The sequence below is a fragment of the Gilliamella intestini genome, from assembly GCF_900094935.1.
Classification (GTDB): Bacteria; Pseudomonadota; Gammaproteobacteria; order Enterobacterales; family Orbaceae; genus Gilliamella; species Gilliamella intestini.
This window is the reverse complement of record NZ_FMBA01000007.1, coordinates 67,345-79,205: the sequence shown is the minus strand read 5'-3', so window position 1 is coordinate 79,205 and position 11,861 is coordinate 67,345. Positions and strand designations below refer to the sequence as shown.

12 protein-coding genes and 1 riboswitch are annotated in these 11,861 nt (G+C 35.3%); of the genes, 9 read left to right on the top strand and 3 right to left on the bottom strand.

Annotation, left to right across the window (positions count from 1 at the left end; translation table 11 throughout):
* Positions 1–333 (top strand): DUF1911 domain-containing protein (locus GA0061080_RS03345; RefSeq protein WP_141683083.1); only part of this gene is annotated, 333 nt, incomplete at its 5' end.
* 142 nt (positions 334–475) lie between these two features.
* On the opposite strand, the gene pssA is transcribed toward GA0061080_RS03345, so the two are convergent.
* Entirely contained in the window at positions 476–1,831 is a 1,356-nt protein-coding gene (gene pssA / locus GA0061080_RS03340; RefSeq protein WP_091120991.1) for a CDP-diacylglycerol--serine O-phosphatidyltransferase, read from the bottom strand.
* A gap of 198 nt (positions 1,832–2,029) precedes the next feature.
* Complete coding sequence (ydiK, locus tag GA0061080_RS03335) at positions 2,030–3,082, bottom strand: AI-2E family transporter YdiK (protein ID WP_091120987.1); 1,053 nt, start codon at positions 3,080–3,082, stop codon at positions 2,030–2,032.
* Positions 3,083–3,186: 104 nt separating this feature from the next.
* Here ydiK and eco point away from each other — a divergent pair, with 104 nt between their 5' ends.
* The 8 genes from eco to GA0061080_RS03295 all read left to right on the top strand — a co-directional run bounded on the left by eco (position 3,187) and on the right by GA0061080_RS03295 (position 11,044).
* Positions 3,187–3,681, top strand: coding sequence for a serine protease inhibitor ecotin (gene eco, locus GA0061080_RS03330; protein WP_091120981.1), 495 nt, complete (start codon positions 3,187–3,189; stop codon positions 3,679–3,681).
* Positions 3,682–4,017: 336 nt separating this feature from the next.
* Complete coding sequence (locus tag GA0061080_RS03325; protein ID WP_091120978.1) at positions 4,018–5,127, top strand: extracellular solute-binding protein; 1,110 nt, start codon at positions 4,018–4,020, stop codon at positions 5,125–5,127.
* 101 nt (positions 5,128–5,228) lie between these two features.
* Positions 5,229–6,365: a putrescine ABC transporter ATP-binding subunit PotG gene (gene potG / locus GA0061080_RS03320; RefSeq protein ID WP_245174431.1), complete on the top strand. Its 1,137-nt coding sequence runs from the start codon at positions 5,229–5,231 to the stop codon at positions 6,363–6,365.
* A 279-nt stretch (positions 6,366–6,644) separates the two neighbouring features.
* A complete protein-coding gene (locus GA0061080_RS03315; protein WP_091121016.1) occupies positions 6,645–7,556 on the top strand; it encodes an ABC transporter permease subunit in 912 nt (303 codons plus the stop codon).
* A gap of 165 nt (positions 7,557–7,721) precedes the next feature.
* Positions 7,722–8,558: an ABC transporter permease subunit gene (locus tag GA0061080_RS03310; RefSeq protein WP_439330216.1), complete on the top strand. Its 837-nt coding sequence runs from the start codon at positions 7,722–7,724 to the stop codon at positions 8,556–8,558.
* 107 nt (positions 8,559–8,665) lie between these two features.
* Positions 8,666–8,843, top strand: a riboswitch (FMN riboswitch).
* A 180-nt stretch (positions 8,844–9,023) separates the two neighbouring features.
* Entirely contained in the window at positions 9,024–9,662 is a 639-nt protein-coding gene (gene ribB / locus GA0061080_RS03305; protein WP_091120960.1) for a 3,4-dihydroxy-2-butanone-4-phosphate synthase, read from the top strand.
* 717 nt (positions 9,663–10,379) lie between these two features.
* Positions 10,380–10,703, top strand: coding sequence for a DMT family transporter (locus GA0061080_RS03300; RefSeq protein ID WP_091121009.1), 324 nt, complete (start codon positions 10,380–10,382; stop codon positions 10,701–10,703).
* Between the two features lie 26 nt (positions 10,704–10,729).
* Positions 10,730–11,044 carry a DMT family transporter gene (locus GA0061080_RS03295; protein ID WP_091120958.1) on the top strand — a complete coding sequence of 105 codons (315 nt, stop codon included), beginning with the start codon at positions 10,730–10,732 and terminating at the stop codon, positions 11,042–11,044.
* Positions 11,045–11,152: 108 nt separating this feature from the next.
* Here the strand turns inward: GA0061080_RS03295 and GA0061080_RS03290 are convergent, their stop codons facing one another.
* Entirely contained in the window at positions 11,153–11,755 is a 603-nt protein-coding gene (locus GA0061080_RS03290) for a peroxiredoxin C (RefSeq protein ID WP_091120956.1), read from the bottom strand.
* Positions 11,756–11,861 lie beyond the last annotated feature (106 nt).

Here is an 11,861-nt window from a genome sequence, read left to right as displayed (position 1 = left end):
GTTGATTTTCTTTTACAAAACAGTACCCAATGGGGAAAGCAAACGGCAAAGTTTGAATTTCCAAGACCTTATAAAGCAACCCAAGACATTATTTCATTGGCCCAAACAGATAAAACCGCAGCCCTAGAAAGATTAAAAAAATACCTGCAAAAAGAGTGGTATAGAGGACATTCTGATTTTGGTTGGCATGATGGTCATAAAAGCAAATGGAATATTCATACAGGCTATTGGAGCTTTGAAAGTGGTGCGTTAGCCAAAATACTCGGCTTAGACGACAGCACTCTAAAAGACCAACCATACTACCCTTACGACATGGTGCATTGGGAAAAATAATATTATGAAAATACTTTATACCAACGATTGGATAAAATTTCGAATCCATCCTAAATTTTGTGTGTTTGCAAATAAAGTTGGTGGTTAATTCCGTTACAAAATTCAAACAATCTATTAAATTTTTTATTCATTCCCTCCACAGTTATAATAGCCGCTTAATAATCCTATCCACTTTGATGCGAGTTAGTCGCTTTATCAACTTATGAACTTGATTGGGATAAAATTGGCTTGCTTGGATTTGTTGAAAATGCGTTATCAACGTGGTTTTTTGACGAATGGTGTTCAGTTCTTGGGTGAACTTATCACTTAATTCTTGTTTTGGGTCATGCACTAATATGCCGTTTTCAAGGTCAAGGCGCCACGCTCGTGGATTTAGGTTGTTACCAGTTATGAGCGCCCATTTGTCATCCACCCAGATGCCTTTTAGGTGATAGGTTTGCGCGTCGTCTTTCCATAATCTTATGGTCAGTTGTTCTTTATCAATAAAATTTTGTAAACGTTCAATAAAGCTTCTTAAGTTGATTTCGTATAAATAAGGTAATCCGCCTGATATGTTAAAGGGTTGATCAGGTGGAATATAGAAGTCGTTAGCCTCTTTATCGCCAATGATCAATTCGATTTGGCGTCCTTTGCGTAGCAGGCGAATAATGTCGCGCACTAGGATGTTAGGCAAATTAAAGTATGGCGTACAAAAAATAATTTTTTGTTCGGTTACGTTGATTAAGTGATGGATGATTTTATTTAGTGAGTTATTACGCCCAAGTCCCATTATTGGGGCAACCGATAAGGTGTCGTTGTCGGAATTGCCGTCATATTGGTAACTTGCATCCATTAAGTGTTGGCGCAGAGCTTTGATTTCGGATTTGATCTGTTTGCGCGTTTTGTGTGTGCCAGCGTTAAGTAGCTGTATAGCTTGATATGGCATAAAGTGGTCGTTGATAAATTGCACCATGCTATCGGCTAATAACGGATTAGTGATAAAGTGGTAGCGGTCGTAGCGGTATTTTTCACGTTTGTGTAAATAGACGTTATTAATACTTGCGCCACTGTAAATGACGGTGTCATCAATAATAAAGCCCTTTAAATGCAATACACCAAGTACTTCACGGCGGTTTACTGGAACGCCATAAATCGGAATGTCGATCTCTGGGTGTTGCTGTTTTAGCTGGTAGTAATAGTTGGCATTGGTGTGGGCTTTGTCTTCGCCAATTCGTCCACGTTGTGCACGGTGCCAGTCAACAAATATTTTGATATCTAAGTTTGGGCGTTGTTGTTTGATTTGGTATAGCTCGTTAAGGATTTCTCTACCAGCTTCGTCTTGTTCTAAATAGAGTGCAACAATATAAATACGATGCTTAGCTTCTTTTATGCTTTCAAGTAAAGCCAGTCGATAGGCTTTAGGATTATATATAATTTGGTATTGATCTGCATTTTGTTGAATTTTAGCTAATTCATCAAGATGTTTTTGATGATTGTATTTTATAAATGGTATTCGCATGATTTATATATTATTATAACTGATCTGTTACGTTAGCGTTTTATCTAAAGTAACCTAAATACGATCAGTAAAAATAACGCTCCTTCCTATTTGTGTGCATTCTTGCTAAGTTGTTTTTAGTTAAATGTATATTTTTGCTTGTGCCACTTTATGTATTAGCAATTTGTTTATGCTTTATTGTGGGTGATGATAAATGGTTTAAGATTGTTCATCAACCCATGTTTGAATTATTTTATAAGTTAATGCCAGTACTACTGGACCAATAAATAACCCCATTATACCAAAACCTAGTAATCCGCCAATGACACCAAATAATATAAGCAAAAAAGGTAAGTCGGCACCTTTTTTGATTAAGTAGGCTCGCATTACGCTATCTAAAGTGGTCAATATAATAGCAACAACAATTAAGATAATACCTGAAACGGTGTTGCCCATCCAAAATTGCCAACAGATACATCCTAGCATAACAACTACAGGACCAATTTGTGCCACACAACAAATGAATAAGATGAGTGTTAGCACACCAGATAATGGCATTCCAGTAAATACAAAACTTAATCCTCCAATTAAGGCTAAGGTGATAGCGGTAACTACAACGCCAAGCGCTACAGCGCGGATGGATTGACCTGCTAATGTGACTGTAGTTGCGCCATATTGTTTTGATAATCGATTGGCTAGTAGGTAGACATATTTGGTGATGCTTTCACCTTTTAAATAGAGTAATAGGCTAAAAATGATCATCACACCTGCATGAAAGATGAATATACCAATGTTGGTGGCCTGTTCAAGTAACCAACTTATCATTATACCAATATAGGGTTGTATGTTTGATACTAAGTCAGAACCATCAGTTTGAATTAGCGTTAACCATTTTTGGTGTAGTTCAGGTCCAAAGGCAGGTACGCTTTCAAGCCAGTCAAGTGTAGGTAGTTTTTGATGAGATAGTGTTTTTGCCCATTCAATAAGATGATGGCTATTTTGAGCTACCGAACTAATAATTAATATGAACGGTATAATGCAAACAAGAGCCAATATCAGAGCCATAACCAGTAACGATAGCCAACGTTTATTAAATAATTTTTGTTGAATTTTTATCATTAATGGCCAAGTGGCAATAACTACCATCACCGCCCAGAAGAATCCGAATAAGAAAGCTTCAACAACACGATAGGTAATAATGATTAGTAATCCGATAATTAAAAGGTTTAAAATTAGTTTTAATAAGTCAGTCGTGTTTTTTTCTACTGGCATTTTTTTACCATATTTATTAATTCTGATAGTATTATTATACGCATTATCACTTCAAATTAATATGATGGTGTTTATAATTAATTTTGTTAATGGAGATTTAAAAAATGAAAAAATTAATGTTATTGACATTATTAGGTGTGGCGTTAACTGCGTGTGCAAATTCGCCTAAAATGAAACCTATAGCACAAAATGCCAATGATACGGCGCCATTCCCTACAGCTCAAGCTGGTTTTACACGTTATGCTATTCATTTACCAGCGATTACTAATGAGAACAATACAAAAGTTGAGGTGATTATTGGTAAAGAGATGAACGTTGATTGTAATTTTCATAATTTAGGTGGCGTAGTTAAACAAGAAGAGCTTAAAGGCTGGGGATATTCTTATTATGTTGTTGAAAAGACCGTTGGCAATTTATCAACATTAATGGCGTGTCCTGAAGGTAGCAATAAAAACGAGTTTGTGACAATTAGCCATAATTTAGGTTTGTTAAATTATAACAGTAGCTTACCGTTAGTTTTTTATGTTCCTAATGATTTACAAGTAAAATACCGCGTTTGGCAACCTAATAGTAAAACTATGCAAGCTACTGCCGAATAATAACGGTTAATTAATTGCTAAATACTGTTTATTATCTTGTGAGTGGTTAAAACATAGCCACTCAGTTAAGAAAGTTTTAATATTTGATTTTTTAAGTAGACATCTCGAAAAAAAAAGGTATTTTATCCCTCGTAATGCAAGGTTAGCTCTACTTGTTCATTTATTTTATTAATGACTTGTGATTGCCTGATTACCTCGGTTTCGCTAGGCGTTTTATTATGTTGGTGATTTATTCATTGTTAATAACGTCAATAGCAAAATTTGGGGGTCCGTTGTGTCTTTGCAATGGGCTTGTGTCTAACATGTAATATCCCTACAAGAGGAGAAGTGGTGAGCATGTTTACTCAACGTAAAACAATTCTTTCAATCGTGGCTGGTGTTTCACTAGCGTTATCTCAATCTGCTATTGCTAAAGATCGTGTTGTACATTTTTACAATTGGGCGGGTCAAATCGGTTCTAATACTATTTCTGATTTTGAAAAATCAACAGGCATCAAACTTGTTTATGATGTGTACGATTCAAACGAAATCCTTGAAGGCAAATTACTGGCAGGCCATTCTGGTTTTGATGTGGTTTCACCTTCTGATAGCTTTTTAGCTAAACAAATTAAATCAGATGTTTATTTACCGTTAGATAAAAGCAAGTTACCAAATTGGAAAAATCTTGATCCAAATTTAATGAAGTTAATGGCAACGCATGATCCTGACAATAAATATGCTATCCCTTATGTATGGATGACAACAGGTATCGGTTATAACATTGATAAAGTTAAAGAACGTTTGGGTAAAGACGCACCAGTTGATAGCTGGGATTTAGTCTTTAAACCAGAAAACATGGAAAAACTAAAAGATTGTGGTGTGGCATTTTTAGATGCGCCAACTGAAATCTTTGCAAGTGCACTGCGATATTTAGGTAAAGATCCAAACAGTACTGATGCTAAAGATTATACTGGTGCGGCTTACGAGTTGTTAGAGAAAGTGAGACCAAATATTCGTTATTTCCATTCTTCACAATATATTACTGATTTGGCAAATGGTGATATTTGTGTCATTTTAGGTTGGTCTGGCGATATTTTACAGTCACGAGATAGAGCTAACGAAGCAAAAAATGGTGTGCATGTTGGTTATCAAATTCCAAAAGAGGGCGCATTAGTCTTCTTTGATACTTTTGCTATTCCAAAAGATTCTGAAAATCCTGATGAAGCGCATGAATTTTTAAATTTTGTTATGAAGCCTGAAATTGCCGCACAAGTCACCAACGATGTGAATTTTGCTAGCGCCAATAAAGAAGCAAATGACAATTTTGTAAAACCAGAGGTGAAAAACGATCCAGCGGTTTATCCAAAACCAGAAGTGATGGAAAAACTATTCACTTTACAAGTTAAAGATCCTAAACTTGAGCGCGTAATTACTCGTACATGGACTAAACTTAAAACTGGTAAATAGTCGATATTTTGTATATCGAATTTAGATAATAATTCTAGACGGATGGGTTATTTAGCCTTTCCGTCTCGTTTTTTTTGGCTTGTTGTTATGAGGAAAATAGAGTGAACAATAAAACAACAAATCAGGTGCAGCCTAAAAAAAAGATGGTAACTCCACTTTTGGAGATCAAAAATTTAACTAAAGTTTTTAATGATGATTATTATGCTGTTGATGATGTCAACTTGACTATCTACACCGGCGAAATTTTTGCTTTATTAGGTGCGTCAGGTAGTGGTAAATCTACATTGTTACGCATGCTTGCTGGTTTTGAGCAGCCTACATCGGGGCAAATTATTCTTGATGGTAAGGATTTATCACAAGTTCCGCCTTATGATCGTCCAATTAATATGATGTTTCAATCGTATGCTTTATTTCCTCACATGACGGTTGAGCAGAATATTGCCTTTGGTTTAAAACAAGATAAATTAGAACAAACCGAAATAAAACAGCGTGTTGATGAAATGTTAGCCCTTGTGCATATGGAGCAATTTGGTAAGCGTAAACCGCATCAATTATCTGGCGGTCAAAGACAACGTGTGGCTTTAGCCAGAAGTTTAGCCAAACGTCCAAAATTATTGTTGCTTGATGAGCCAATGGGTGCGTTAGATAAACAACTTCGCGATCGTATGCAACTTGAAGTAGTGAGCATTTTAGAACAGGTGGGCGCAACGTGCGTGATGGTAACTCATGATCAAGAAGAGGCTATGACCATGGCCGGGCGTATTGCCATTATGAATAAAGGCCAATTTGTACAAATCGGTGAGCCTGAAGAGATTTATGAACATCCAAATTGCCGTTATAGTGCCGAATTTATTGGTTCGGTAAATGTTTTTGATGGTATTTTGCAAGAAACACAAGAAGACGGTTTGATCATTAATTGTCCTATGATTAAGCGTCCGTTAAAAGTCGATTATGATTCGCCAGCGGTTGAAGGTGTGCCAACACAAGTTGCACTACGTCCTGAAAAAATTAAACTTTGCGACGAAATTCCAGAAGATGGCTACAATGTGGCAACTGGTGAAGTGGTCGAAATTGCTTATCTTGGGGATTTGTCGATTTATCATGTTAAATTACCAAGCGGGCAAATTATTATTGCACAGCTTCAAAATGAATATCGTTATCGTAAAGGTATGCCAACTTGGGGTGACATAGTTAACTTAAGTTGGGAAGTAGATAGTTGTGTTGTGCTTACTGAATAAACAAAAGAGGATATCATAATGCGATCCATTGTATTAGGATTGTTGTTAAATGCATTTGTGTTGCTCAATGTTTATTGGCGTTTTGTGACAACAGGGGTATTTGATAACTTATTTTTAGATGCACTATTTACCGCGATGACATTAAGTTTTTTGTTGTCATGTGTGGGATTATGTTTAGCAAATTATAAGCCATCTAAATTTGCTTATCGGCTGATTATTGCAGGTAGTGTACTGTTTGTTCCTGCTGGGCTTGTGGCAATTTATTTTGCTTATAAAAAGATGCAGCAACAACGTTCAGATACTGATCTGATGACACTTTATGGGCGTTTAATTGTTATTGCCATCCCTTATTTATGGATGTTATTGTTATTTTTATTACCATTTTTAATTGTCTTTAGAATTAGTTTTTCTGAAAAAATCTTTGCCATCCCTCCTTATACTGATTTATTTAGTTATGATGATGGGCTACTAAATATTGCTTTGAATTTTGGTTATTATATTAATTTAGTTAATGATAATATTTATTTTGAGTCTTATTTAGAATCATTAAAAATTGCAGCTATTTCAACCATATTATGTATTTTAATTGGTTACCCATTAGCATGGGCAATTTCAAAATGTAAACAATCCACACGAAATATTTTGTTATTATTAATTATTTTGCCATCTTGGACATCATTTTTAATTCGAGTTTATGCGTGGATTGGTATTTTAAATCAAGAAGGTTTGTTAAATCACTTTTTAATGTGGTTAGGGGTTATTGATCAGCCACTTGTGATTATAAAAACCTATTTGGCTGTTTATATTGGTATTGTGTATTCTTATTTACCGTTTGTGGTATTACCGATTTATACTTCATTAAGTAAAGTAGATTCGACGTTAATTGAAGCCGCATTAGACTTAGGTTGTAAGCCAATTAAAACCTTTTTTAAAATTATTGTGCCACTCACCAAAAATGGCATTATTGCTGGTGGTATGCTAGTGTTTATTCCAGCCGTTGGTGAATATGTGATACCTGAATTATTAGGGCCATCCCAAAGCATTATGATTGGTACGCAGATTTGGACTATATTCTCTCGAGATACCGATTGGCCTGCAGCAGCTGCGGTTGCGACTGTTATGTTGTTGATTTTGATAGTACCAATTTACTATTTTAATAAATTTCAAAGCCGACAAATGGAGGGTAAATAGATGAATGATTTACCTGTTATTTTGCGATCTTCTGTGATTGTATTTATCTCATTACTATTGGGCTCGTTAATACTATCAGTACTGATTAGTTCGGCTGGGTTAGGTTTACTTACCAATATAAGCTTATATGTTAATAGTTTAATATTTAGCTTGATTGTGACAGTGATTGTGACATTAGCGCTTATTTTTCGATGCCTTAAAGGGCTTATTTTATTGGTGGTATTTTCATTTTTATATATCCCAATGATTATTTTAATTGTTTACTCATTTAATAGTTCTCGCTTAGTTACGGTATGGGCAGAATTTTCAACTAAATGGTACTTTGAGCTAATGCATAATGAAGAACTATTTAAAGCTGTTGGTCTGAGTTTAGCAATTGCCGCGTGTGCAGCGAGTTTTGCAACAGTTTTAGGTACACTTGCTTCTTATGCTATTGTTCGCTTTAAACAATTTAAAGGCGCAAATCTGTTTTCGTTTATGACAACAGCACCGCTTGTTATGCCTGATATTATTACCGGGTTAGCATTATTGCTTTTGTTTGTTGGTATGGGGCAAATTCTTGGGTGGCCAAAAGATCGTGGTGCAATTACTATTTGGATGGCGCATACAACTTTCTGTATGGCTTATGTGACAGTGGTAATTAGCGCAAGACTGCGTGAACTTGATAAATCAATTGAAGAGGCTGCTTTAGATTTAGGTGCTAATCCATTGAAAGTGTTTTTTATTATTACATTACCAATGATTGCACCAGCACTAGTTTCTGGTTGGTTATTAGCCTTTACTTTATCACTTGATGATGTGGTGATTGCTAATTTCGTAACAGGACCTGGGGCAATGACTTTACCTAAATTGATCTTCTCTAAAGTAAAATTAGGGGTTGATCCGCAAGTTAACGCGCTTGCAACTATTATTTTATTGATCGTTGGAATTATAGGGTTTATTTCATGGTTATGGATGCGTAAAACTGAACGACGTAAAATAAATGAAACCCGTATGCATTAATATTCTTCACTTTCTATTATTGCCGCATTTTGCGGCAATATTTCGTTTTAAAATCTCCGTGTGTTTTTTATCATTTTGTATTATAGTGTGACTTGCCAATGTTTTGGCAAAATTCTCAGGGCGGGGTGTAAGTCCCTACCGGTGGTATAGCCCACGAGCGCTTAATTTGTCCTTTTAACTGTGATGATTATTTTATTATCCAGTTAATTATTGATAAGTTAAGGTCTAGCAGATTTGGTGAAATTCCAAAGCCGACAGTTAAAGTCTGGATAAAAGAGAGTTGCTTATCTTTCCAATATTTGCTGAAAAGCAAAACCATGCTGGTCGAGCACTGCCCTGATTCTGGTATTTTATTTATTTGTACTTAATTAATTTTATGGCTAAATAGCATCATCGTTAAACGGTTATTTAAAGTTAATTTAGTAAATAATGAAATGAGCAAGTTAAAAAATATAGGTATTTACCATGAATCAGTTTAATTTAAATGAATTTGGATCGCCCATTGAACGTGTTAAAAAAGCAATTACCTCTATTCAAGCTGGCCAAGGGGTACTAGTTCTAGACGATGAAGACCGTGAGAACGAAGGCGATATTATTTGGGCAGCCGAGTCCATTACAAGTCAGCAAATGGCGCTGACTATCCGTTATGGCAGTGGCATTGTTTGTTTATGTTTGCCACAAAAACGTTGTGATGAGTTACAGTTGCCAATGATGGTGGCAAATAATACCAGTAAAAACAATACGGCGTTTACCATTTCGATTGAAGCCGCTAATGGGGTAACAACAGGCGTGTCAGCCGCTGATCGTGTTACAACAATTAAGGCTGCGGTGAATGATAATGCTAAACCGAGTGATCTTAATCATCCGGGGCATGTGTTTCCTTTAGTTGCTAAAGAAGGCGGTGTTTTAGTTCGTCGGGGTCATACCGAAGCATCGATTGACTTAGTGACATTAGCCGGTTTAAAACCAGCAGCTGTATTGTGTGAGCTAACTAATGATGATGGCACTATGGCAAGAGCACCTGAAGTGGTTCAGTTTGCTAAACAATATCATATGCCGGTTGTGACCATTGAAGATATTGTTGAGTATCGTAAATCAATGTAATACAACTCATAACGATATTATTTAATTTAGTTGTGGGAAAACGCCGACTTGTTTACGCATCATGATAAAAATGGTCCTCTAAAAATGAATAATGCGTTTTCCCAAAATCACTTTATTGGTTTAACCTTATTATAAAAGTTAATAAACCACTTAATTTTTGTTTTTTATCTTTTGAATTATTAAATATTTGCTGATTACGTCACACCTAAATTCAAAGTTTATATCATTCTTGCGGCTTTTCCATTCGTTTATAGGTGGACGATTTTGGTGAATTTTTGATTAATATGATGGCTATCACGCTGTTTATCTAAATAAAAAAAACAGCGTCATTTGTCAAAAACTTTCAGGAATGTATAGTGTTTAAGTAAAGGTAAACGTTTGGTATCAAGGCGTAGCATTTTACTTAGGTAGTTTAATCTATATAAGAGATGCGCATGAATTATAAAAATTAGCTCTTGCTATTTATGAATCTTCATTATAAAATCATTTTCTTATTTGAAAAATAAGAATAAAAGTTGTAACGGTGTTCGTAGCATTAAACACTATGGCTTAATGGTTGGGAATATATAACAATTAACATCTTTTTGGTGGCAAATTTTTATTTGCGAACCATCCTTGTTTTGCCGATTTCTATCGGCAATAGAGCATAATCAAACATATATTTAAAGCAAAAATTTGATTACTACGGCAAAACTAAAACAGCAAAGCGAGGTTGCTATGTTTAGCGTTAATAAAGAGTGGGCATTTGTGGTGCTGACCTGCTTTTTTGAATTGTGTTGGATTTTAGGATTTAGCATCGCAACAGAACTTTGGCATTGGATTATTATTGTATCACTCATTATTGTCGATTTTACCTTTTTGACTAATGCTTGCAAAACGATTCCCACTGGTACAGTTTATGCTATTTTTTCAGGTGTTGGAGCGATTGGCGCAACAGTAATTGATATGTTACTTTTTGATAAAGAAGTTAAGTTAATTCAACTTTTTTTTGTTGCACTAATTATTGTTGGTGTTGTTCAACTAAAACGAGCTGATAGTTAATATTATAATAAAGGATGATTTCAATCATGGGATGGCTGCTTATATTGATAGCGTCAGTTTTTGAAGTGCTTGGTGCAATTGGTCTTAAGTTATACGCTGAGGAGAAAAATCCATCTAGGCTTGTTTTGTATTGGGGGGGATTTTTTGTTTCTTTTGTATTTTTTTATTTTTCGCTCCATTATATTGAATTAAGTATTGTTTATCCTGTTTGGGTTGGTCTTGGTACATCGGGCGCAGTGTTAGCCAATATGCTGTTATTTAATGAGCCTAGAAATTTTCCGCGCTTGTTTGGACTTACCATTATTATTATTGGTGTTGTCGGGTTACACACAACTTTATGACTAGTTTTAATTTGTTATCCTTATAGATAAAAAAACCGGAGATAAACTCCGGCAGTAATATTTTGGATGAAATAAATGAACTAAATGAACTAAATTAAATTGACTAAATTAAATTTCGTCGGCATATTGTTTTAAGAAACTAGCAACGCCGTCTGGGTTTGCTTGCATACCTTTTTTACCTTTTGTCCATTGTGCTGGGCAAACTTCGCCGTGTTTTTCATGGAATTGGAACGCATCAACAATACGAATCATTTCGTCAATGTTACGACCAATTGGTAAATCGTTAATAGTTTCGTGGCGAACAACACCTGACTTATCAATAAAGAATGAAGCACGTAATGCAACGCCTGCTTCAGGATGTTCAATTCCATATGCTTGCATAATTTCATGTTTAACGTCTGCAACAATAGGGAATTTCACTTCACCAATGCCGCCTTTATCTTGTGGTGTATTACGCCATGCATTATGCACAAATTCAGAATCCATTGAAACACCAATAACTTCAACACCACGTTTTTTGAATTCTTCTAAGCGGTGATCAAATGCGATGATTTCAGAAGGACAAACAAAAGTGAAATCCATTGGCCAGAAAAATACAACAGCATATTTACCATTAATATGTTGTGATAAATTGAAATTGTTAACAATTTCACCAGAACCTAGAACTGCTGCTGATGTAAAGTCTGGGGCTTTGCGAGTGACTAATGTCATGCGTTTTCTCCTATATATTATTGCAAATCTTGTCGCTACGTATTATAGCGATTTAAGTCTGTTATCCAAGTCATTATAAACAATCAATACCATAAGTTTAACCTAT